Source organism: Paracoccus shanxieyensis (assembly GCF_009711265.1).
Lineage (GTDB): Bacteria > Pseudomonadota > Alphaproteobacteria > Rhodobacterales > Rhodobacteraceae > Paracoccus > Paracoccus shanxieyensis.
The window spans coordinates 11,399-33,937 of sequence record NZ_WMII01000027.1 but is presented as its reverse complement, the minus strand read 5'-3'; the positions used below and the strand labels follow the sequence as shown (position 1 = coordinate 33,937).

Annotated in this window: 21 protein-coding genes; all 21 read left to right on the top strand. The window is 65.8% G+C overall.

Going from position 1 to position 22,539, the window contains the following annotated elements:
- The coding region (locus tag GL284_RS18865; RefSeq protein ID WP_155046041.1) for a DUF2190 family protein at positions 1-281 on the top strand (281 nt) is incomplete at its 5' end.
- Positions 281-592, top strand: coding sequence for a head-tail joining protein (locus GL284_RS18860; protein WP_155046040.1), 312 nt, complete (start codon positions 281-283; stop codon positions 590-592). The genes GL284_RS18865 and GL284_RS18860, both read left to right, overlap by 1 nt.
- Positions 589-1,236: a DUF6441 family protein gene (locus GL284_RS18855; protein ID WP_341870491.1), complete on the top strand. Its 648-nt coding sequence runs from the start codon at positions 589-591 to the stop codon at positions 1,234-1,236. The genes GL284_RS18860 and GL284_RS18855 overlap by 4 nt, the downstream gene beginning before the upstream one ends.
- A gap of 70 nt (positions 1,237-1,306) precedes the next feature.
- Entirely contained in the window at positions 1,307-1,855 is a 549-nt protein-coding gene (locus tag GL284_RS18850) for a hypothetical protein (protein WP_155046039.1), read from the top strand.
- 509 nt (positions 1,856-2,364) lie between these two features.
- Positions 2,365-2,784, top strand: coding sequence for an acyl-CoA transferase (locus GL284_RS18845; protein ID WP_155046038.1), 420 nt, complete (start codon positions 2,365-2,367; stop codon positions 2,782-2,784).
- Between the two features lie 24 nt (positions 2,785-2,808).
- Positions 2,809-3,750: a phage tail tube protein gene (locus tag GL284_RS18840; protein WP_155046037.1), complete on the top strand. Its 942-nt coding sequence runs from the start codon at positions 2,809-2,811 to the stop codon at positions 3,748-3,750.
- A complete protein-coding gene (locus GL284_RS18835) occupies positions 3,750-4,187 on the top strand; it encodes a hypothetical protein (RefSeq protein WP_155046036.1) in 438 nt (145 codons plus the stop codon). The genes GL284_RS18840 and GL284_RS18835 overlap by 1 nt, the downstream gene beginning before the upstream one ends.
- A 68-nt stretch (positions 4,188-4,255) precedes the next feature.
- Positions 4,256-4,414: a DUF7697 family protein gene (locus GL284_RS18830; RefSeq protein ID WP_230383128.1), complete on the top strand. Its 159-nt coding sequence runs from the start codon at positions 4,256-4,258 to the stop codon at positions 4,412-4,414.
- Positions 4,407-6,842, top strand: coding sequence for a phage tail tape measure C-terminal domain-containing protein (locus GL284_RS18825; RefSeq protein WP_155046034.1), 2,436 nt, complete (start codon positions 4,407-4,409; stop codon positions 6,840-6,842). Before GL284_RS18830 ends, GL284_RS18825 begins: the two co-directional genes overlap by 8 nt.
- Positions 6,842-7,468: a DUF2460 domain-containing protein gene (locus GL284_RS18820; protein WP_155046033.1), complete on the top strand. Its 627-nt coding sequence runs from the start codon at positions 6,842-6,844 to the stop codon at positions 7,466-7,468. The genes GL284_RS18825 and GL284_RS18820 overlap by 1 nt, the downstream gene beginning before the upstream one ends.
- Positions 7,465-7,815: a hypothetical protein gene (locus tag GL284_RS18815; protein ID WP_058248933.1), complete on the top strand. Its 351-nt coding sequence runs from the start codon at positions 7,465-7,467 to the stop codon at positions 7,813-7,815. Before GL284_RS18820 ends, GL284_RS18815 begins: the two co-directional genes overlap by 4 nt.
- The gene (locus GL284_RS21815; RefSeq protein WP_255453271.1) at positions 7,808-7,939 is read left to right on the top strand and encodes a hypothetical protein; all 132 of its coding nucleotides are present in this window, start codon (positions 7,808-7,810) and stop codon (positions 7,937-7,939) included. The genes GL284_RS18815 and GL284_RS21815 overlap by 8 nt, the downstream gene beginning before the upstream one ends.
- Before the next feature lie 5 nt (positions 7,940-7,944).
- Entirely contained in the window at positions 7,945-8,625 is a 681-nt protein-coding gene (locus GL284_RS18805) for a lysozyme (RefSeq protein ID WP_230383123.1), read from the top strand.
- A gap of 3 nt (positions 8,626-8,628) precedes the next feature.
- Positions 8,629-8,859, top strand: coding sequence for a hypothetical protein (locus GL284_RS18800; protein WP_155046031.1), 231 nt, complete (start codon positions 8,629-8,631; stop codon positions 8,857-8,859).
- A gap of 399 nt (positions 8,860-9,258) precedes the next feature.
- Positions 9,259-10,143 (top strand): DUF2163 domain-containing protein, encoded by an 885-nt coding sequence (locus tag GL284_RS18795; RefSeq protein WP_155046030.1) that lies wholly within the window; start codon positions 9,259-9,261, stop codon positions 10,141-10,143.
- Positions 10,140-10,574 (top strand): NlpC/P60 family protein, encoded by a 435-nt coding sequence (locus GL284_RS18790; protein WP_341870492.1) that lies wholly within the window; start codon positions 10,140-10,142, stop codon positions 10,572-10,574. The genes GL284_RS18795 and GL284_RS18790 overlap by 4 nt, the downstream gene beginning before the upstream one ends.
- A gap of 9 nt (positions 10,575-10,583) precedes the next feature.
- The gene (locus GL284_RS18785) at positions 10,584-14,582 is read left to right on the top strand and encodes a baseplate multidomain protein megatron (protein WP_155046028.1); all 3,999 of its coding nucleotides are present in this window, start codon (positions 10,584-10,586) and stop codon (positions 14,580-14,582) included.
- Positions 14,583-14,589: 7 nt separating this feature from the next.
- The gene (locus GL284_RS18780) at positions 14,590-16,515 is read left to right on the top strand and encodes a DUF2793 domain-containing protein (protein ID WP_155046027.1); all 1,926 of its coding nucleotides are present in this window, start codon (positions 14,590-14,592) and stop codon (positions 16,513-16,515) included.
- A gap of 65 nt (positions 16,516-16,580) precedes the next feature.
- Positions 16,581-16,958, top strand: a complete 378-nt coding sequence (locus tag GL284_RS18775) for a hypothetical protein (RefSeq protein WP_155046026.1) — start codon at positions 16,581-16,583, stop codon at positions 16,956-16,958.
- A 571-nt stretch (positions 16,959-17,529) separates the two neighbouring features.
- Entirely contained in the window at positions 17,530-18,864 is a 1,335-nt protein-coding gene (locus GL284_RS18765) for a hypothetical protein (protein ID WP_155046025.1), read from the top strand.
- Positions 18,857-22,450: a hypothetical protein gene (locus tag GL284_RS18760; protein ID WP_155046024.1), complete on the top strand. Its 3,594-nt coding sequence runs from the start codon at positions 18,857-18,859 to the stop codon at positions 22,448-22,450. Before GL284_RS18765 ends, GL284_RS18760 begins: the two co-directional genes overlap by 8 nt.
- Positions 22,451-22,539: the final 89 nt, after the last annotated feature.

The window sequence follows — 22,539 nt, the reverse complement described above, 5'->3', positions numbered from 1 at the left end:
TCGCCTCCGGCGATGGCCTGCTCGTCGGCTCCATCTTCGGCATCGCCGCGGGTGCCGCCGCCATTGGCGAGCCCGTCGAGACCGCGCTCGTCGGCGTGTTCGACATCACCAAGGTCGGCTCCCAGGCATGGACCGTCGGAGCGAAGGTCTATTGGGACGACACCAACAAGCGCTGCACCACGGTCGCGACCGACAACACCCTGATCGGCGTGGCCGTCGAGGCGGTGGCGAGCGGCGCGGGCGACACCATCGGCCGGGTCCGCCTGAACGCGACGTTCTGATGAGCGCCTTCGCCGCCGCCGTGGGCGCGCTCTTCGCCGACCCGAACATCGGCCGGGACGCGGTCTACATCGCCGACGGCGGCGCGCCCGTTCTGGTGCGTGCCGTCGCCCGGCGCGCAGACGCTATCACCGACTTCGGCGATGGGCGGCTCTGGTCGGAGACCACCCGGATCGACCTGCGCGTGGCCGAGGTGGCGAACCCGCGTCCCGGCGACCGCATCGAGATCGACGGCGACGCCTTTCTCATCCAGGGAGAGCCCGTCCGCGACCGCGAGCGGCTCGTTTGGACAGTGGATCTGAGGCCCGCGTGAAGCTGAAGCTCGACATCGATCCCGACATCGTTGCGATGATGGCGGCCGAGATCGCGGCGGGCGAACGCGCCGTGACCGCCGCGATGCGCGAGGCCGGGACCGGGCTGAAGACCGCGTGGAGGCTGCAGATCACCGGCGCGGGGCTCGGGCCCCGGCTGGCCAATTCGATCCGGAGCCAGAACTTCCCGAGGTCGGGCGAGAGCCTGGACGCGGCGGCGCTGGTCTGGTCGAAGGCACCGGTCATCGTTGGCGGGCATGACACCGGTCCGCTGATCCGCTCGAAGAACGGGTTCTGGCTGGCGATCCCGCTGCCCGCGGCTGGCAAATCCCTGCGCGGCGGCAGGATCACCCCGGGTGAATGGGAACGGCGACGCGGGCTGCGGCTGCGCTTCGTCTACCGCCGCACCGGACCGAGCCTGCTGGTGGCCGAGGGACGGCTGAACACGAAGGGTCAGGCGGTCGTGTCGCGCTCGAAGACCGGGCGCGGCAAGGTCACCGCGCCGATCTTCCTGCTCGTGCCGCAGGTGAAACTGCCGAAGCGGCTGGACCTCGCGCGGGATGCAGACCGGGCGTTGGATAGCGTGCCGGGGCTGATTGTGGCGAACTGGGTGGAGCGACAAATGACGCCGTTCGGTGTAACGTGATCAGAGCGAGCAGCTTCGCGATTCGATCAAGGCGTGATAGTTACAGAGCAATCAAAGAGGGTCAGGAACGATGATACGAAACATCTTTGGGGGAATAGCGGCGAAGTTCTTTTACTTCATATTTATTTTGGTCGCGCTTCATGCCGGCTCTGCCATTGCCCAGAGTGATGTTGTAAATATAAAACTGGTAAAACTGAACCCGGAGGGTGGAGCCATTTTGGCAGAATCTGATCCCCTTTGGGAGGGTGTCAGCCAAACGTACCTTTTGATTGAAGATCGATACATAGTTCTCTCTGACTCCGGGAGTATCGACGTCGGAGGGTGTGGCGATATCCAAGGGTGTCGGAAAAATTTTACGGGAGAACTTCGGATTTCTGCCCCGCCGGGTTGGGCAATCGTTCCTGGTTCAGCTCGGTATCAGAGACAGACGAGCAAAACATACTTCCGGTCCAATCCGAACGACAGACCTTCATTTGATGTCAACACTGAAGAGATGTCAGCGCAGAGCACCGTGATCTCTGCTTGGGTAGTGTTCGGATGTGAGCGTGACGGTCGTATGGGTGGTGGAGGATGTGACGCGCGGGCGAACTTGACTGGGATCGCCGTCAAACTCGAATGATACGGTTGGCGAAACTGGCTACAGTATTGCTTTTCATAGCGATACTGGCTCTCGCTATTCGGCCAGTATACTTTCTCGCCAAATCTCATCTACTTGCTAGGGAGGCGAGAATTTCACTTCAAAACCGGATGGCGTCCGGAGGTGATCAAGTTGAGTTATTATTAGTGAACAGTTTCGTTTATTCTGATTTGTTTGGTCGACTGATTTTTCTGACTGAACGGTCGCCCCGTGAGACTATCCAAATTTCTGTCCCCGAAGGCTGCTCTTTTTTCTCTCAAGGATATGAAATCATACGGTCACCGGAAAATTTGGGAGCAATTGAGCCAACCTTTGGATCTCCAGATTTTGAGAGAATGACTGCCTTTATTGAGATTGAATCAGCATCAATATTGAACAGCTGTGTTGCGAAGGGACTGCTCGGCAGTTGTAGCTCGACTGTTGGTGGCGCCTTCTCGTATACTTGTCGCTGAAGCAGCTCGGAAAAGCGTACTTCCATTTGGCGCTATGACATGCCCACCTCTCGTGAAACCATTCTCGCCGCGCTGCATGCGCGGCTCTCGGCGCTGCCCGCGACCGTCCTGCGCGGCGAGGTGCTGCCCGAGCGTGTGCCAGCGGCGGGGCTCCTCATCCTTCGCGACGGCGAGCCGGGGGAGCCAGAGGTCACGCTGTCGCCGCTGAACTACCACTACCAGCACCGGGCCGAGATCGAGGCGGTCGTGCAGGGCACCGGCCGTGAGGCCGCCTTCGACACGCTGACCGCCAGCATCGGCACGGCGCTCGCCGCCGACCGGACGCTGGGCGGGCTCTGCGACTGGGTCGAGGCCGAAGCCCCGCGCCCTGTGGACTTGGCCGTAGAGGGCGCGGCCAGCCTGAAGGCCGCCGTAATCCCGGTGGTGCTGCACTATTCCACGGCCGACCCGCTGGCTTGACCCCGACAACCCGAGGAGAACACCATGGCACGAGCCCAAGGGGCGCGGGCGCTGATGGCGCTTGCGTTTGAGACGACCTATGGAACGCCGCCCGCGAGCGGCTTCACCCGCATGCCCTTCGCCAGCACCTCGCTCGGCGCGGAGCAGCCGCTGCTGAACTCGGAGCTGCTCGGCTACGGCCGCGACCCGCTTGCGCCGATCAAGGACGCGGTCACGTCCGACGGCGATGTCGTGGTGCCGCTCGACGCAGAGGCCTTCGGCTTCTGGCTGAAGGCGGCGTTCGGCGCGCCCACGACAACGGGTGTGGAAGCCCCGTACACCCACGAGTTCCAGTCCGGGTCCTGGACGCTGCCCAGCATGTCGATCGAGACCGGTATGCCCGAGGTGCCGCGCTTTGCCATGTATTCCGGCTGCGTGCTCGACCAGTTCACCTGGCAGATGCAGCGCGCGGGTCTGCTGACCGCCACCGCACGGCTGGTGGCGCAGGGCGAGACGGTCGCGACCACGACAAGCGCCGGAACGCCGGCTGCGCTGGAGCTGAAGCGGTTCGGGCACTTCAACGGCGCGATCACTCGAAACGGTACCGCCCTCGGCAATGTGGTCTCGGCCGAGATCACCTATGCCAACAACCTCGACCGGATCGAGACCATCCGGAACGATGGCCGCATCGACGGCGCGGACCCGTCCATCGCGGCGCTCACCGGCCGGATCGAGGTGCGCTTCGCCGACCAGACGCTGGTGACGCAGGCGATCAACGGCGAGGCCTGCGAGATGGAATTCGCCTACGCCCTGCCCACGGGCGAGAGCTTCACCTTCACCGTGCACGCCGTCTACCTGCCACGCCCGCGGATCGAGATTTCCGGGCCGCAGGGCGTGCAGGCGACCTTCGACTGGCAGGCCGCCCGCGACAGCGTCGTTGGCCGGATGTGCACCGCCACCCTCGTGAACGATGTGGAGACGTATTGATGCTGACGCTCGACCTGACGAACGCGCCCCGCTGGCATGACCTCGCCCCCGGCGTGCGAGTGCAGCTGCGCCCGCTGACGACCGCCCTGATGGTGGCGACGCGCAGCGATCCCGCCGTCGAGGCAGTTCCGGAGGAGGCCTCGGACGAGGAGCGCGCGGTCGCCTTTGCCAAGGCGCTGGCGCGGCGAGCGGTGCTCGCCTGGGACGGCATCGGCGATTCTGACGGCAAGCCGATCGGCCCGAGCCCCGAGGCCATCGACGCATTGCTCGACGTCTGGCCAATCTTCGAGGCGTTCCAGCTGACCTACGTCTCCAAGGGCCTGCTGCTGGAACAGGAAAAAAACGCCTCCGCGCCCTCGCCGAATGGTCCTTCGGCGGGGGCGAGCGCTACTGCGAAGCCTGCCAAACGACGTGCCCGGACTGCCCGGCGCGGCTGAACCGGCCCCTGACGCATGAAGGCTGGCAGGTCTGGGACCTGGTCGGTCGGCTGGGCGGACAGCTGCGCGTGCTGCCCGGCGCCGTCATTGGCTGGGACATGTCGGCGGCGCTGGCGCTCGGTGCCGCCCTCGGCGTGCCGCCGCTCGCCATGGCCGAACTGCTGCCCGTCATCGAAGCGGTGATGGTCGCCAAACTCAACGAACAGATGGAACGCCCCAATGGCTGAAAAACGCGTCAGCGTCCGCCTTGCGGCGGTCGGCGGTCGGCAGGTGCGCGCCGAACTGGAAGGTGTCGGTGAAGCCGGTGCCCGAGGCTTCGGACGGCTCAGCCGGGAAATGGAAGCGGCCAACACCCGTCTCGCCGCCTTCTCGCGGCGGGTGCGCGTGGCCGCCGCTGCAGCAGTGGCCGCTGCTGCCGCTGCTGGTGTGGCGATGATCCGCTCCGGCCTCCAGACCGTCGATGCGCAGGCCAAGCTCGCGCAGTCGCTCGGCACCACCGTCGCCTCGATCCAGACGCTGGAGCGCGCGGGCGAACTGGCGGGCGTTTCGATGTCCGGCATCGAGCAGGCCACCAAGGATCTGACGCGCCGTCTCAGCCAGGCGGCCGCCGGGAGCGGTCCCGCGGCCGACGCGCTCGACCGGCTGGGCCTTTCCGCCAACGACCTGATCGCTCTGCCGCTCGATCAGCGCGTGGGTGCGATCAACGCCGCCATCGAGAATTTCGTGCCAGCCGCAGAGCGTGCAGCTGTGGCGGGCCAACTGTTCGGCGAGGAAGGCTCCATTGCCATGTCGCGCATCGACACCGCGACGCTGCGCCAAGCGACCGAGGACGTGCTTGCCTTTGGGGTCGTCGTCTCCGAACAGGATGCCAACCAGATCGAGCGGACGAATGACGCGATCTCCCGGCTCGGGCTGATCTGGCGGGGTCTCTCGAACCAGCTGGCGGTCGCCGCGGCCCCGGCGCTCGAGGCGGTTGCCAACGCCATGGCGGCGGTGGCCAGCCGTACCGGTCCGCTCGGCATCGCCATTCGCGGCCTCTTCGACAATATCGGCCGCCTGACCACCTATGCCGTGACCTTCGCGACCTTCCTCGCGGGCCGCTGGGTCGCCGGGCTGGCCGCCGCCGCGCTGTCGGTCCGTGGGTTGGCCACCGCGCTCGTCGTGTTGCGCGGGGCGCTGATCCGCACCGGCATCGGCGCTCTGATCGTCGGCGTCGGGGAGCTGATCTATCAACTTTCCCAAATCGTCGCCCGCGTGGGCGGGGTCGGCGAAGCGTTCCGGCTGCTCTCCGATCTGGCCTCCGAGGTCTGGTCGCGCATCGGGCTCGCGCTCGACGCCGCGCTGGCCCGCATGGCGGCGGGATGGGAAGGGCTGAAGGCCGCCGCGCTCTCGGCGCTCGACGGCGCCGTCGCAGGCGTCGTGGGTTTCGGGGATCACACCGTCGCGACCTTCCAAGGGGCCTATGACGGCGCGGTGGCGATCTGGGGCAGCCTGCCGGGCGCCATCGGTGACTTCGCCTACCAGGCCGCAAACGGTCTGATCGGCGGCGTGGAGGCAATGCTGAACGGCGTCGTCACGCGCATCAACAGCTTCATCGAGACGCTGAACGCCGCGCTGGCCCTGCTGCCTGAATGGGCGACCGGCGAAGGCGGCGTGCGGATCGGCACGCTCGATGCGGTGGACCTGAGCCGGATCGACAATCCGTTCGAGGGGGCCGCGACGGCGGCGGGTACGGCGGCGGCCGATGCGTTCTCGGCGGCGCTTGCTCGGACCTATATCGCACCGCCCGATCTCGGGCTGGGTGCCATGGCAGAGGACGCACGCGCCCGGGCCGATGCCTATCGCGAGGCCGCTGGCATGCTGACCGATGCCGCGACCCGGCCGCTTGCCGCCTGGCAGGCGCTGAAGGATGCCGTGACCGGGTCCAGTACGGATGCGGAAACCGCGCTGACGGATGCGGCAACCTCCGCCGATGCGCTCGCGACCGGGCTCGACGACACCACTGCCGCGGCCAATGGTGCCGGAGGTGCTGCCCGCGATGCGGGAACCGCTGCTGGAGACGGGGCGGAGCGTGCGCTGACCGGATGGCAGGCCGTGACGGCGGCTCTCTCGGACTATGCCAGCCGGGCCCAGGAGATCGGCGGTGATATCGGCCAGAGCCTCGTCGGCGCCTTCCAGTCGGCCGAGGACGCGGTCGGAGAGTTCGTGAAGACCGGCAAACTGAACGTCCGCGATCTGGTGACCTGGCTGATCGCCGATCTGGCGAAACTGGCCGCGCGGCGCTTCATCCTTGGCCCCATCGCCAACGCGCTCTCGGGCGCGCTCGGCGGCGCGGGCGGGATCTTCGCCAACATCCTGCACGCGGGCGGCATGGTCGGCTCGTCCGGCCCCTCGCGCATGGTCCCGGCCGTGGCCTTCGCCGCCGCGCCGCGCATGCATTCCGGCGGCTGGGCCGGGCTGCGCCCGGACGAGGTGCCCGCGATTCTGCAACGGGGCGAACGCGTGCTCTCCCGCCGCGAGGCGCAGAGCTACGGTGCTGGTGGCGGGATCAACGTCACCATCATGGCCCGTGATGCCGATAGCTTCCGCCAGTCCCGCACGCAGGTCGCGGCCGACATCGCCCGCGCGGTTTCGCTGGGACGGAGGGGCATGTGATGGCGTTCCATGAGGTCCGGTTCCCGGACAACATCAGCCGCGGCGCGCGCGGCGGGCCGGAGCGGCGCACGCAAATCGTCGAGCTGGCATCGGGAGATGAGGAGCGCAACGCCAGCTGGGCCAACTCGCGCCGCCGCTATGATGTGGTTTATGGCATCCGCCGGGCCGACGATCTGGCGGCGGTCGTCGCCTTCTTCGAGGCACGGAACGGGCGGCTGCATGGCTTTCGGTTCAAGGATTGGGGCGATTACAAGTCCTCCCTTCCCTCGGGCACGCCAGCGCCGACCGACCAGGCAATCGGCACCGGCAATGGCACGACGACGACACTCCAACTGGTGAAGCGCTACGCTTCGGGCAGCCAGACGTGGGTGCGGACCATCACCAAGCCGGTCGCGGGCTCGGTCACCATCGCCTTGAATGGCGCGCCCCAGCCCTCCGGCTGGTCCGTCGATTCCACGACCGGCGTCATCACCTTCACCACCGCACCGGGTTCCGGCGTCGCCATCACCGCTGGCTTCGAGTTCGATGTCCCGGTCCGCTTCGACACCGACGTGCTCGACGTGACGCTCGACCTTGAACGGCTAGGCTCGATCACCTCCATCTCGCTTCTGGAGATCCGACGATGAACGATGAAACCGGATTTCTGGCGGCGGCGCTGAAGGAGTTGCTCGCCTCCACGGCGGTGATCCTTGCCGCCTGGGGCGCGCTCGGGGGCGCGACCAATGCGCTGACCACGAAAATGCGGCTGCGCGACGCTCTGCGCCACATCCTGCTCGGCGGTCTGATCGCGGCCGGGATGGGCAGCCTCTCGATGGCGATCATCACCCGCTGGCTCGGCCTGCCGCCCGAAGCGATCCCGGCCGGGGGCGCGGCCGGATCGGCCGCCTATCTCGTCGGTGTCTTCGGACCGGCCTTCATCGAGGTGCTGCTCGCCCGTCTGCGCCATGCCGGGAAAGGCGATGGCGATGCATGACCTTCTCCGCCTCGCGCGCTCCCTGCGCTGCGACCCGGCCGATCCCGGCCAGGCCTTCCGCCACCGCCTGGGCGTCGGCATCGCCATCGCCGCGCTGATCCTGATCCTCTCGCTTCTGGGGTGATTTCCATGCAGATGACTGCCAAGAAAATGTCTGATCGCGGTCTCCTGGCCCTTGTCCGGCACGAAGGCATCGTGCCCGGACCCTACACGGATGTGAAACAGGTCTGGACCTTCGGCATCGGCCACACGGCTGCCGCCGGGGCACCCGATCCCGCCACGATGCCGCGCGGCATGCCCGCCGATCTCGATCCCGGGTTCCGCGAGGCGTTCCGGGTCTTCCGGTCCGACCTCGCGCGTTACGAGGCCGCCGTCCTGTTTGCGGTGAAGGTGCCGCTCGAGCCGCACGAGTTCGATGCGCTGGTCTCGTTTCACTACAACACCGGCGGCATCGCCAAGGCGGCGCTCACCCGGCACCTGAATGCAGGCGACCGGGTCGCAGCCGCAGCGGCTTTCATGGGCTGGCTCAAACCCGCCGCGATCCGCCCGCGCCGGGAGGCCGAGCGCGACCTCTTCGCCGCGGGACGCTATCCGACCGGAACCATCCCTGTCTGGTCGGTGGATCGCAGCGGCCGGGTCGACTTCTCGCGGCCGATCCGACGCCTGACCGAGAACGAGGCGCTGGCGCTGCTGCGCCCCGCAAGCGTGCCGATACCGAGACCATCCGTGCCTGCCACCAAACCTGATCCTGCAATCAGCTGGTTTACTCGGCTGACCTCCTTCTTCTCCACCCTAATCCGGGAGGCCTGATCCATGCGCTACATCCGACTGACCTCGCTCACCTGGTGGGCGGGGTGCCTCGCCATGCTCACCGGCATTGCCTCGCTCGCGCTGCCCGCCACCGGGCCGCTCGGGGAACTCTCCCGCTTCGTGGCGCTGCTTGCAGGTTCAGGCGACGCCTCGCCTGGGGGGCTGATGTTCCTCGGACTGGGCCTGATCGGTCTGCGTGACCGGATCGAGCGCGGGTTCCGCGGCAACAAGTGATCACCGGAGGCGATGTTTCACCTTCAGGAAACTGATCAGCTTTTCCGGGCGATTTGCGAACGGCGAGACTTCCTCGAGCACGGGCAATCCAAGTTCTTGCCTCGCCGACGTAAGATTCCCGAGATGCGGCCCGATCGAAGCGGGATCTCGGTCCGGCAGTCCGCGCCTGCACTGATCTACGATTTCGGACCGGCTAATCCGAAGCCCCCGCTGCTTTCGGTCCACCGCATCCTGATAAGCGGCGTCCGTGATCGCATATTCGCTTTCCTTCCAAGACTGTCCCATTCCGACCTCCAAGTTGGTTTTGGGATCAGGTTACCGCCTCAACCAATAGTTGTCGTCTAACGTTTTGCGTGGCCTGCGCCTCGTTCTCGAAGACCGAATGACAGGAACCTGCCGATGAAATCCCTCTCGCCCGCGCTTCAGGCCCATCTCGACGAGGGCACGACGACGCTGGCCTGGTGCTGGCGGATCACCCGGGCCGACGGCGTCACCTTCGGTTTCACCGATCATGACCGGACGCTGAGCTTCGACGGCACCGACTTCGAGCCCGAGAGCGGGCTGACCGCTTCCGAGGTGCGCTCGGGCTCTGACCTGTCGGTCGATGCGCAGGACGCCGAAGGCGTGCTGACTTCGGACCGGATCACCGAGACCGACATCCTCGACGGCCGCTGGGACAATGCGGCGGTGGAGGTCTGGCGCGTGAACTGGGCCGACACCGCGCAGCGCGTTCTGATGCGGCGCGGGGCCATCGGCCAGATCCGGCGCGGGCGGCTCGCTTTCGTCGCGGAGGTCCGCTCTCTCGCGCACGTGCTCGGCCAGACGGTCGGACGGACCTTCCAGGCGAGTTGCGACGCGGCGCTCGGCGATGCACGCTGCGGCGTCGATCTTGAGGACCCGGCCTTCAAGGGCGCGGGCGCCGTCATTGATCTCCTTCGTGACCGGGCGTTTTCCGCCTCGGGTCTTGGCGCCTTCGAGATCGGCTGGTTCACGTTCGGCACGCTGGATTGGACCTCCGGCGCGAATGCCGGGCGGCGCACCGAGGTGCTGGGTCATGACGTCACGGACGGCATCGCGGTCCTGACCCTGCTCGAGGCACCGGTGCGGGCCATCAGCGAGAGCGACGCCTTCACCATCCGCGCGGGCTGCGACAAGCGGATCGAGACCTGCGGGGCGAGGTTCGCCAACACCGCCAATTTCCGGGGTTTCCCGCATATTCCCGGTCAGGATGCCGTTCTGCGCTATGCCACCAAGGACGGCGGCCACGACGGGGGTGTGCTGTGAAGCTCGCCGATCCGGATAGGGTGATCGCGGCAGCGCGGTCGTGGCTCGGCACGCCGTATCACGACCAGGCGAGCCTCAAGGGTGTCGGCTGCGACTGCCTCGGGCTGGCCCGAGGCATCTGGCGCGAGGTCGTCGGCCCCGAGCCGTTTCCGATCCCGCCCTACAGCCGGGACTGGGGCGAGACCGGTCCGCGCGAGGTGCTGGCCGAAGGCGCGCGCCGCATGATGCCGGAGATCACCCCAGCCGATGCCACTCCCGGTTCGCTGGTTCTCTTTCGGGTGATGCCGCGCGCCATCGCCAAGCATGTCGGGATCCTGACCGGCCCCTACACTTTCCTCCATGCATACGAGCGGCTCGGCGTCATCGAGGAACCGCTCACCAATGCCTGGCGCCTGCGCATCGCCTTCGCCTTCCTGTTCCCGCAACGCTGAGACCCCGACATGGCCACCCTCATTCTCGGCGCAGCCGGTGCCGCCATCGGCGGCTCGATCGGCGGCGCAATCCTCGGCGTCAGCGCGGTGACCATCGGCGGCTTCATCGGTTCCACCATCGGCTCGGTCGTTGACAGCTGGATCGTGTCATCGCTCGCGCCGACGCAAAGGATCGAAGGCGCGCGGCTCGACAGCTTGCGCATTACCTCCTCGACCGAGGGGGCGGTGATCCCGCGCCTCTACGGCCGCATGCGGATCGGTGGCAACATCATCTGGGCCACCGATTTCCGCGAGGAGACCAAGACCACCACGCAAGGCGGCGGCAAGGGCGGCGGGGGCGGCAAGGTCAAGACAACCGAATACCTCTACTACGCCAGCTTCGCCGTCGCGCTCTGCGAGGGGCCGATCACCGGCATCGGGCGCGTCTGGGCGGACGGGAAACCGATGGACCTCTCCGGCGTCACCTGGCGCTGGTATCCCGGCGACGAGGCGCAGGCGGCCGATCCGTTCATCGCGGCAAAGATGGGGGCCGCCAACACGCCCGCCTATCGCGGCACGGCCTATGTCGTATTCGAGGAACTGCCGCTTTTTACCTACGGCAACCGCCTGCCGCAGCTTTCGTTCGAGGTCTTCCGGCCCTTGGCCGATCCCGACACGGCCGAGGGGCTGGTCAAGGCCGTGACGATGATCCCGGCCTCGGGCGAGTTCACCTATGCGACCGAGGCTGTCCGCAAGACAGTCGGGGCCACGACCACCGTCTTCGGCCAGACCACCGGTGGGACGACCTCGGCCGAGAACCTGAACGCGTTGCCGGATGAGGCCGACATCGTCGTGGCTCTCGATCGGCTGCAGGCCATGGCCCCGGCGGTGGAAAGCGTAAGCCTCGTCGTCGCCTGGTTCGGCAATGACCTGCGGGCGGGCAACTGCACCATCAAGCCCGGCGTGGAGGTGGCGACCAAGGTCACCAGCCCGAAGGTTTGGTCGGTCAACGGGGTTTCCCGCGCTGCAGCCCATCTCGTCAGCCGTGATGCTGAGGACCGACCGGTCTATGGCGGCACGCCTGCGGATTTCGCGGTGGTACAGGCGATCCGCGAGATGAAGGCGCGGGGGCTGCGGGTCACCTTCTATCCCTTCATCCTGATGGACGTCCCGCCCGGCAACGCGCTGCCGAATCCGTATTCCGACAATGCCGCCGAGACCGGTCAGCCCGCTTTTCCCTGGCGCGGCCGGATCACCTGTTCGCCCGCGGCAGGCTACGCCGGGAGCGTGGACAAGACGGCCACGGCGTCGAGCCAGGTCTCGGCGTTCTTCGGCAGCGCGGACCCTTCCGACTTCGCGATCTCGGGCGACAACGTCTCCTGGACCGGCCCCTCCGGCGACTGGGGTCTGCGCCGGATGATGCTGCACTACGCCCACCTCTGCGTGGTGGCGGGCGGAGTCGATGCCTTCCTGATCGGCTCGGAGATGCGCGGCCTGACCACCATCCGCTCGGGTGCCAGCAGCTATCCCGCCGTCGCTGCGTTCAAGGCGCTCGCTGGCGATGTGCGCACCATCCTCGGAGCAGGCACGGAAATCGGCTATGCGGCCGACTGGTCTGAATACTTCGGGCACCATCCCAGCGACGGCAGTGGCGATGTCTATTTTCACCTCGACCCGCTCTGGTCGGATGCCAACATCAATTTCGTCGGCATCGACAACTACATGCCGCTGTCGGACTGGCGCGACGGGTACGGGCATGTGGACGCGGCCGAGGGCTGGCCCGCGATCTACGACCGGGCCTATCTGCAGGCGAACATTGCGGGCCGTGAGGGCTTCGACTGGTTCTATGCATCGGCGGCGGATCGGTCGGCGCAGGTCCGCACCCCGATCACGGATGGTGGCGCGGGTAAGCCATGGGTCTTCCGCTACAAGGATCTGCGCAACTGGTGGTCGAACGCGCATTACAACCGCCCGGGCGGCGTGGAGAGCGGCACGCCGACCGCATGGGTGCCCCAGTCCAAGCCCATCCGCTTCACCGAACTCGGCTGCCCGGCCATCGACCGTGGCACCAACCAGCCCAACGTGTTCTTCGACCCGAAATCGTCGGAGAGTTTCACGCCCTATTTCTCGCGGGGCTGGCGCGACGACACCATCCAGCGCGCCTATCTCGAGGCGACCTATCTGTTCTGGGGTGAGGCCGCGAACAACCCGCTTTCCCCGGTCTACGGCGGCCGGATGGTCGATGTGCCGGAATGCGCGGCCTGGACCTGGGACGCGCGGCCGTACCCGTTCTTCCCCGAACTGACGGATGTCTGGACCGATGGCCCCAACTGGCGTCTGGGCCACTGGCTGACCGGCCGCCTCGGGTCGGTGTCGCTCGCCGCGCTCGTGCGGCACCTCTGTCTGCGGGCTGGGCTGCCGGGGACCCGCATCGACGTCACCGGGCTCTGGGGTGCGGTGGAGGGCTATGCCATCGGCGCACTGGAAAGCCCGCGCGCCTCGATCACCACGCTGTCGCGGTACTTCGGGTTCGACGCCGTCGAGACCGAGGGGGTGATCCGCTTCGTCATGCGTGGCCGGGCGGCGGTGGCGAGCGTCTCTCCGGACGATCTCGTCGCCGCCCGCGACGGCGACGTGCTGGAGCTGACGCGCGGCCAGGAGACCGAACTGCCGCAGGCCCTGAAATGGCAGGTGGCCCGCGCGGACGAGGATTACGAGGCGGCGCAGGTCGAGGCCCGGCGCATCACCGTCGACACGACGCGCATTGCCTCGGAGTCCTTCCCCATGGCCGTACCGCCTGAGGAGGCTGAGCGCCGCTGCCGCCGCGCGCTGATGGAAGCCTGGACCGGTCGCGAGAGCGCGGCATTCCGGCTGCCACCCTCGCGGTTGGCACTCGACCCGGCCGATGTCATTACGCTCGCCCATGACGGCCGGTCCATTCCGCTGCGGCTCACCTCGATTGCCGATGCCGATGCGCGCGGCATTGAGGCCCTGCGTCAGGATCGGGAGGCCTACGACCTGCCGCCCGGAACGCCGCGACCCTCGGCGCTTTCGCAGGCGGTCGTCTTCGGCGCGCCCGAGGCCATACTGCTCGATCTGCCGCAGCTCACCGAGGACCAGCCCGCGCACCGGCCGCTGGTGGCTGCGCATGCGGTTCCCTGGCCCGGCGAGATGGCGGTGTTCCGCAGCCCCTCGACCGATAGCTTCGAGCTGCTGACCACGTTCGGCAGCCGCGCCCGGATCGGGATGCTGGTCTCGGACTTCTACGCGGGCCCCACGTCGCGCTTCGATCTCGGAAACGCGCTAGTGGTCGATTTGCTGACCGGGACCCTCGAAAGCGTCACCGACCTGACGCTGTTCGGCGGGGCCAACGCGCTGGCCATCGAGAGCGCGCCCGGTGTCTGGGAGATCGTGCAGGCAGGCGCGGCGGAATTGATCGCCCCCGGCCGGTATCGCCTGACCCGACTTCTGCGCGGCCAGCGGGGGACAGAGGGTGCAATTGGCAATCCGGTACCTGCGGGTGCGCGGGTCATGGTGCTTGATGCCGCGCTGGCATCGCTGCCGATCGCCGAGGCCGATCTCGGCAATCCGTGGAACTGGCGCATCGGCCCCGCGAACCGGCCGGTCAGCGACGAGACCTACGTCGCGCAGGCTTTCACGCCTGAGGGCGTCGGGCTGCGGCCGTTGTCGGTCGCCCATGTCGAGCAGCCATGGCGCAGGCCGCGCACGCCCGGCGATCTGACGATCCGTTGGATGCGTCGATCCCGCGCCCTCTCGGCCGACAGCTGGGGCGCGCTCGAGGTCCCGTTGGCCGAGGAACTGGAGGCCTATGAGGTCGAGATCCTCGACGGCGCCACCGTGAAACGGGTGCTGAGCGCGGCCACCACCAGCGCGATCTACTCTGCCGCCGCCCAGACCGCCGATTGGGGCGCGCTGCTCGGCCCCGGTGACACGCTCGACATCCGCATCTTCCAGCTCTCCGCCCTCGTCGGGCGGGGCGCGCCGAAATCCGTCACGCTCACGTTCTGAGGCCCCAATGTCCGACGCCACCACCCATCTCTTGCTGCCCTACATCTTGGCGGCGCAGGCCCAGAAGCACGTCACCCACAACGAGGCGCTGCGGATCCTCGACGGACTTGTCCATCTCTCCGTCCTCGACCGGGACCTGACCGCGCCGCCCGGAAGCCCCGCCGATGGGGACCGCTACATCGTCGCTTCCGGCGCCACCGGCGATTGGGCGGGATGGGACCTGAATATCGCCCTCTGGTCCGACGGCGCCTGGCTACGCCTGTCGCCGCGCACCGGCTGGCGGACATGGGTCGAGGACGAGGCCGTGCTGTTCGTCTGGACCGGCGCTGTCTGGGAGGTGGTGGGCGAGCCGAGCGACATCTCGGACGCCGTATTCAGCCTCGTCAACGATGCCGATCCCACGAAGAAGGTCGTCTTCTCGCTGTCCGGTATCAGCACCGGTACGACGCGCAGCTACACGCTGCCGAACACCTCGTCGGAACTGGCGATCCTGGCGGGCACCCAGACCTTCACCGGCAATAAAACCTTCTCAGGCACGCTGACGGCTTCGGGCAGCGTCACGGTCTCGGCCGCGTCCGCGACCATCGGCACGGCGACGGGCACCGCGACCTACGGGATGGGCACCGGGGCGACGACCACCGGCCTCACCAAGACCGTGAACCTCGGCACCGGCGGCGCGTCGGGCTCGACCACGGTCGTCAACATCGGCTCGGCCACCTCTGGCGCGAATGGCACCACGGTGATCAACACGCCGACCGTGACCTTCGCCAATGCCGTGACGCAGGTCGGCATGCCACAGGCGAACCTGACCGCCCAGCTTCTGGGCCTCGGCGGGGCGACCGCCGACAGCTACAATCGGCTCTCGATCAACACCCCCGCGGTGCTCCTGAACAACGCAGGAGCCGGGGTCGAGGCGACGGTCAACAAGGCCGCGCCAGCCAACGATGCCAGCTTCGCCTTCAAGACCAACTGGTCGGCCCGGGCGCTGATCGGGCTGCTCGGTAACGACGATTTCAGCATCAAGGTCAGCCCGGACGGCTCGGCCTTCTACGAGGCGCTCCGGATCGACCGCAGCAACGGCCGGGTCGAGATGCCTAAACCCGTCGTGCTCCCGGCGCTCGATGCCGTGCCCGCGCCGCCGCCGAGCGGCAAGCTGGCGGTCTATGCGCGGGACCGCGCCGGGGCCGGATGGCTCGACGTCCAGCGGCCCTCGGGGCGGTTCTTCCCGCTGCAGCCGCATTTTGGGGTGAACCGGATCGCGACCTGGGCGCCGTCCAGCGGCACGACCGTCAACACCAATGGCATGCCGCGCACCGCCGTCGGCACCGTCGCCACGCCGACGCTCGCCACCACAAACCTCTCGACCTCGATGCGCCGCTGGCGCGTGACCAGCGCCGCGACCGCCGATGCAGCGGCCGAGGAACGTTCTGCCGGCTGGGTCTGTTGGCGTGGTAACGCAGATGGGCTGGGCGGCTTCACCTATGTGAACCGGCTCTCGCTGGTGACGCTGCAGGCGACCGGCATGGGTTTCTTCGGCCTCTACGGATCGACAACAGCGCTGGCCACGACCCTGACGTTGTCGGCTGTGGTGAACTGCATCGGCATCGGCTTCCAGCGCGGCACCCACACGAACTGGCAACTCGTGCAGAACGATGTCTCCGGCGCGCCGACGCTCACCGATCTCGGAGCGAGTTTCCCGGTCGCGAGCACGACGAACGTCCTGACTCTGACGCTCCTCGCCGCCCCAAACAGCAGCGAGATCGGCGTCCGGGTCGTCGAGGAGGTCAGCGGGGCGGTGATCGAGGTCATGCTCGACACCGACATTCCGGCCCCGACGCAACTCCTGAGCCCCCGGAATTTCATGAACAACGGCGCGACGGCGGCGGCGGTCGCATACGATTGCTCGGGGGTCTATGTGGAGACTGATTATTGATCGCGCGTAGCGTCGCGGGTGACTTGCTTCTGGTCTGACGGGACCGCGCGACATATGCTTGCGGCATGAACGAAGAAGCTGAAAAACGCATCGCGGCCAAGCTCGCCAAGACCATGGCGATGCTCTGTGTGCGCAACACCCATATCGAGAACAGCCATGCGGGCCTCACCCCCGTAACCCATACCGGCGACTGGAGCGACGTCAGCGTGGTGGATGCCGATGGCCGACGCATCCCCTGGACCGATGTCTCGCATATCACCGACGACGACATGCGCGAACTGATGCGGGACATCGTCAACCGCCTCTATACGTTTCATCTCTGTGCCGACGATCCCAAGCTGCAGGCTGAAATCGAAAAATGGATGGCCGTCGCCGGGAAGTGGGACGAGCCGGAAATCGATCAGAGGATGATCGGGTGCCGTGGCAACCGGCCGAGGACCTGAGAGCCGCGATCATTATGAGACCACAGGATCGGCCTGTCACAGCCCCGAGCACAATCGCGCCGTCGGCGACGCAACTCGAACCAAGCACCTCGACGGCGCCGCGTTCGAAGTCGCAATAACGAACAATGAGCAGCGGCGTTCGAGGCGGCGGTGCGGGAGGTCGGGTTCCTCGGCTTCGGGTTCTATCCCCGCTCTGGCTTCGTCCATGTCGACCTTGCGCCCGCGCGGCAGTGGGGCGAAAGGTGCCCGGTCCGGGCGACCGCATTCGCAGCTGAAACGCCGCCCGCTCGTGAAGTTCTGGCCGAGAGCCGCACCATGAAGGGCAGTTGCGCGGCGGGTGTGGCCACGCTGGGTGCTGCGGGCGGGGAGGTCGCGCATAGAGTCTTGGCGGAGACCCAATCTGCAATCCTTCCGCTTATGCCGAATCTCGACCCGCTGTGATGGGTGTACATCGCGGTGGCACCCGGCGGCGCCGCGGTCACGATCTACGTCCGACTTGAGTTCTTTCTTGACAGGGCGAAGGTGGTCGTTGCACCCTTGCAATGCAAACTTCTATTTTGGAGTGATGCATATGTTCAGCTATCTCCCTCCAGGAAATCTGGATGACCTCGTTGGTCGCCCTAGCCGCCAAGGGTTTCTTGACCACTGGAATAGGTGGGTCGAGAATCAAATAAGGGACGAGATTCGAAACCTTACTAATCCCAAGGGTCTGGACCGAGTTCCCAAACCCCTTTTCTTCACCGAAGCGGACAGTCCCGCGCAAAGCTCGGAACTTCCGGTTACTTGGAACGGCTACCCGTTGGCCATATCTCGTCAGACCGCCCAAGATCCTCCCGCAGGCTGGGCATGGCTAGACGAGCTCGGTAGCACCGATATCTACACCCCGGACGGAAGCAATGTTGTTACCACACAGTTTCGCCGCCATGACGAATATTGCGAGTGGCGCTGGGACGAAAACGGCCCGCGTGGATCCCGAATAATATTTACGGCCGAAGGGCCCGAATATTGGATACTGCTCGCAGAGCATGATATTGATCGCGTGGTTAGTCTTTATCAGGAATTAGTGTCGTCGGATGTTCGAAAGGGCGACCTCCTGCTCGAGGTTGACCTTCAATACACCACTGACTGGCTCCTGCCGGCGGGCACCTACAATCCTTTCAACAAGTGGAACACAAAGGATGGCATTATACATCTCACGCATCCGGCAAATACGTTGGGTGCTGAGATCAATTTGGCAGCGCGGGCCACGGTGCTCCGACGAGATGCGCGCGGCGCGAGAATAACTGAGTCGCGGCGGCTAATTGCATCATCTGGATATGGCAGCGTTAATCGCAGCAGCGATCCCAATATCGGCTATGGGGTCAACATCACTGCGGTTCCAGTCAATGCCAAGAATGCGCTCTCGATTACGCTAGCGAATCCAGTGGGCCTCTACATGGACGAGGTAGCGGAGACGCGCATCACAGACGGCAACGACCAGCCTCTGGCAGGGTGGTTCCGGTTCGTGCGCGGCACGAAGGGGCGCGGACTAATGGCCGTGCTCGAGCCACCCGAAGGCGATCCTCGGACGCTGAGTGATGTCTTTGTCGAAGGCGAGCCACTGAGGAGCGGCGGCCAGATTGCCGGCCTGATTCAGATGGTGATTTATGCCGCCACTGCCGCACTTGGAATGCCAATGTCGCCACTGCAGCCGCCCGTATACCGGGCTTGCGTTGCTAAAGGTACCGACCTCAGCGATCTGTCCAAGGTCAATATCAATCCCGGCTGGCGTCCGGACCAAACATGCCGGCAACAGGGCGCCGCTGAGACCCCGCCGATCGCGCTCGACGACGCCTATCCGGAGTTGTTCGACGCGGAAGCTTTTATAGCGAGTGGCGAGCAACGTGGTGCAACACGGAATGTCTGAGGAGCCTGCCCTCGACTCCGGGGACATACAGGGCAACATTATTCCCGGATTTCGCCGGCGCCATCAATTGCTGCTTGGATACGGAGCCGGATCCGAAGGCATACTTCGACAGGCGCTGGCGGTGCTGGCACCGTGGGTGACATCGGTTGCGCCCGTCATGCGGCATCGCGACACGCGCAAGCAGGCACTGAAGATGGGCACGCCTGAGCCGGAGATGCCCGATCTATGGGCCAATATCGCCTTGGGCGCCAAGGCGATGGATCGACTTGGCGAGAATGGCGTGCGGGCACTTGACCGGGCTTTCGACATCGGCATGCGGCCCGCGCGAACTGGTGATCCTTGGTCGCCGGTCGACGCGGCGGGTGTGCAGAATCCTTGGAATCCATCGAACTGGGTAGTCGGCAGTCCTGCAAAATCGCTCGACCTTCTTCTGATTTTAGCCTTCGACGACTGGGCGGCTAGCAAGGGCGATGAGCTACTAGCGGCGGTCAAGGCCACGGGTCTCGCGGAGGTCTATCGTGAGTGCGGCACTGTCCTTCCAGGCGCCATTGAGCATTTCGGCTTTATGGACGGCGTCGCCGAGATCGGTATTCGCGGCCAGATAGAGCTAGACGGCGCGATCCGCCTCGTGACGACCCGCTACGGCGTGCCGCCGCGCGACGGCGTCGAATATGGCCGTCCGGGGCAGCCGCTAGCATGGCCTGGCCAGTTCCTCATCGGCACGGCAACGGGGCAGAACAGGGTCGATCCAGCACCGGAGCGATATCGCAACGGCTCGTTTCTAGTGTTCCGGCGCCTATCTCAGGATGTGCGCGCATTCGACGAGGACACTCAGGCGGCCTCTGAGCAGCTGGGGATCCCGCCGGCGCGGCTGCGCGCGGCGATTGTTGGGCGATGGCCGTCGGGCGCTGCGCTGATGCGTCACTCCGAGGAGCCTGCATCAACGGACGACCATCTGGCGATCAACTATTTTCTCTATGGAACCGAAGTGCCGGGGCTGCAGCTTGGCGGAATATCAGTCCTTGGCGCTGCCGCCGACCCGGCGCCAATCCGCGGCCTCACCTGCCCGGCGTTCGCTCATATCAGGAAGGTAAATCCCCGCGATCTTGCCACGGATCTCGGCGGCGCGTCGATGACCCAAGGTTTCCAGATGCTGCGGCGCGCGATTCCGTTCGGCCCTCCTGTTGATCGCGTCAATCCAGACAATCCGGTGAACGACACGGAGCGCGGCCTTCTGTTCCTCGCCTATCAGCGCTGGCCGTCCCTCCAGTTCGAAAGGCTTAACAATTCGTGGATGAACACGGACGACGGCCCCGGTCCGGGCGGGTTCGATCTTCTAGTAGGACAGCGGGTATCGCCGCAGACAGGCGCATACGAGCCCAAGGACGCGATCCTGTACGACTTGGCGGAGCCGGCGCCCGGCCGTAGCCTTATGGCCCGTCGAACTTGGGTGAGACCATCAGGAGGGGCTTATCTCTTTGCCCCTTCGCTCAGCCTCATTGTGGCGATGGCGACTGCGCCGCCGCCGCGCACCGGCAAGCCAGGCGTTGCGTTCACAGCCACCGCCAAGACATTCAATGCCAGGAACACCTTGCGACGGCTCAAGGCCGGACCAACCAACAAAACCATTCCGGCCGATACTTTTCCAGGACCGCCACGGCATGATGGCGAGGTACGCATCCGATGCAAACTGGGCCGCGAAGAGTTCGTATCGGCGAGTTGGCCCGAGACGGCGTTACTCGCGCGGGCTGCGGAGGCACTTAGCGGCGGCGCAATTGCTTCGCTCGACCTTTCTGGCCTGCACTTCCCGACCGAGACGCTCTCTTCTGACGAGGCAGCCTACCTAGCGCAAACAGATGCGCTCAGACACTTGGAACTCAATGGAGTGACTCTCGACGGAGCGTCACTCGCGACGCTCCTTCGCTCGCTGCCGCGCCTGCAAAAGATCAATGTTGCCGGCGTTGACCTTGACGATGCTGACATCGCGACCGTTGTCGAGGACGGAAGCGAGTTGGTGGAGCTTCACCTCGGGCTTGCGGGGCGTCGCCAATGGCACCGCTTCGGATCGCCACGATTAACCAGCCAGGTAATCAACACGCTCGGGGGCGCCACCAGCCTCAGGCGCTTGTCGCTCCGTGGACTTCCCATAGCTGATGCCGACGTTCTAGCCAGCGACCTTTGGGATCAACTCGTGCATGCGGATCTTTCGGAGACGAACGTCTCAGACGCGGGCGCGCAGCGACTCGCTATAAGCCCGAGCCTCGGCGAACTCGGCTTGGAAGCCTCCGCCATTGGTGACAAAGGCGCAGCGGCCCTTCTCGACCGGCGCTGGAAGGCGCTAGACCTCAGCTGGACCCGTGTGTCCCAAGCAGCGCTGTCGGCCGCGCGCCATCCAGAGGACTTCAAAAGCCTTCGGTTGGCCGGCCTAGCGCTCGACGACGACATCGCGACGCTGCTAGGCCGCGCCGACAGCCTTGAGAAGATCGACCTTTCCTACACTTCTGTCGCTGGCGAGGTCGTGGTCGCTCTGGGCAGGCTGCCTAGACTCAGGCGCGTCGGGCTAAGCAGCACTTATGTTGATCCTATAAGCCTAGCGCACCTCTTGGACGCGCCAATTGAGCAGCTTGACGCGGAGGGTCTTCAAACCGATGCGGGCGCCCGCCGGTCGCTGGCGCGTAACGCCACCCTCGAACGTGTCTCGCTCAGCGTCGAGGCTGACTGGCAGGGGTTAGAAGAAATCAGAGCGGAGGTGTTGCTGACCGGCTCCGCACCTGCCGCGGGAGGGCCGCCTGAAAAGCTGAGCGAACTTCAGCTAACCGATCGGTTGACAAAGGGCTTGGCCGATCGGCTACGACCATTACAGGCGCTGCGGATGCTAGTTGTGTCAATGGTCGACCGCGATGTGGAGTTCGATAGAGGATTCGAGCGCCTTCAGGATGTACGAGCCGAGGCTGCCGGACTGACCGATGAGATGATTGCTGGGCTCGTCTCACGGCCGTCAATCGCGGGGCTATATATCAGTGATAATGATTTCGGCGCTGCGCTTGAAGGACCACTCAGCCCTAGCATTCATACGCTTGAACTGCGCAACACTGCAGTCGGTGATGCCGCGATCAAGGCCATCGCTCTCCTGCCGCGTCTCCACTGCATCGACCTACCGAATACCAAAGTCACGCCCACTGGCATCTCCACACTGGCCCGCTATGCCATCAACCTCCAATCGCTAGCGCTGGACGGTAGCCAAATTGATAAGGCCAGCGTCGACGCACTCGCGCAATGCGACCGTTTGCTGGAGCTATATCTCTATGGGGCCGATATCAGCAACGCGACAATCACGGCTATCGCGCCGATCCATCTTCGCGAGTTGCAGCTCGTCGGAACCCGCGTCGATGACGAGGCCGTACCCTATCTCGCAGCGATCCCCGGCCTGCGTAGATTGTCGCTGAGCGATGAGCTCAGCGAGGAAGGTCTTGCCGCACTGCGTGCCCTGCGGCCATTCCTCGAGATACGCTCCGGGCGCCGAACGCTGATCCCTGCCACTAGACGTCCCGGCAGGTTCGGCTCACGCGCGAATCACGTGATGTGATGATCCGAACCTTTCTCGCCTGTGATTGAAGTGTAAGCGGTTCGCCAGCCCCGTGGTTTCGGCCTGATGCTGTATCGGGCATGCCGTCC

Excerpts from the sequence above, each read along its gene's own strand:
- GL284_RS18775 (WP_155046026.1), top strand. The coding sequence starts at position 16,581 with ATGAACGAAGAAGCTGAAAAACGCATCGCGGCCAAGCTCGCCAAGACC.
- GL284_RS18760 (WP_155046024.1), top strand. The coding sequence starts at position 18,857 with ATGTCTGAGGAGCCTGCCCTCGACTCCGGGGACATACAGGGCAACATT.
- GL284_RS18825 (WP_155046034.1), top strand. The coding sequence starts at position 4,407 with ATGGCTGAAAAACGCGTCAGCGTCCGCCTTGCGGCGGTCGGCGGTCGG.
- GL284_RS18765 (WP_155046025.1), top strand. The coding sequence starts at position 17,530 with ATGTTCAGCTATCTCCCTCCAGGAAATCTGGATGACCTCGTTGGTCGC.
- GL284_RS18820 (WP_155046033.1), top strand. The coding sequence starts at position 6,842 with ATGGCGTTCCATGAGGTCCGGTTCCCGGACAACATCAGCCGCGGCGCG.
- GL284_RS18805 (WP_230383123.1), top strand. The coding sequence starts at position 7,945 with ATGCAGATGACTGCCAAGAAAATGTCTGATCGCGGTCTCCTGGCCCTT.
- GL284_RS18815 (WP_058248933.1), top strand. The coding sequence starts at position 7,465 with ATGAACGATGAAACCGGATTTCTGGCGGCGGCGCTGAAGGAGTTGCTC.
- GL284_RS18840 (WP_155046037.1), top strand. The coding sequence starts at position 2,809 with ATGGCACGAGCCCAAGGGGCGCGGGCGCTGATGGCGCTTGCGTTTGAG.
- GL284_RS18780 (WP_155046027.1), top strand. The coding sequence starts at position 14,590 with ATGTCCGACGCCACCACCCATCTCTTGCTGCCCTACATCTTGGCGGCG.
- GL284_RS21815 (WP_255453271.1), top strand. The coding sequence starts at position 7,808 with ATGCATGACCTTCTCCGCCTCGCGCGCTCCCTGCGCTGCGACCCGGCC.
- GL284_RS18850 (WP_155046039.1), top strand. The coding sequence starts at position 1,307 with ATGATACGAAACATCTTTGGGGGAATAGCGGCGAAGTTCTTTTACTTC.
- GL284_RS18860 (WP_155046040.1), top strand. The coding sequence starts at position 281 with ATGAGCGCCTTCGCCGCCGCCGTGGGCGCGCTCTTCGCCGACCCGAAC.
- GL284_RS18785 (WP_155046028.1), top strand. The coding sequence starts at position 10,584 with ATGGCCACCCTCATTCTCGGCGCAGCCGGTGCCGCCATCGGCGGCTCG.
- GL284_RS18845 (WP_155046038.1), top strand. The coding sequence starts at position 2,365 with ATGCCCACCTCTCGTGAAACCATTCTCGCCGCGCTGCATGCGCGGCTC.
- GL284_RS18795 (WP_155046030.1), top strand. The coding sequence starts at position 9,259 with ATGAAATCCCTCTCGCCCGCGCTTCAGGCCCATCTCGACGAGGGCACG.
- GL284_RS18800 (WP_155046031.1), top strand. The coding sequence starts at position 8,629 with ATGCGCTACATCCGACTGACCTCGCTCACCTGGTGGGCGGGGTGCCTC.
- GL284_RS18835 (WP_155046036.1), top strand. The coding sequence starts at position 3,750 with ATGCTGACGCTCGACCTGACGAACGCGCCCCGCTGGCATGACCTCGCC.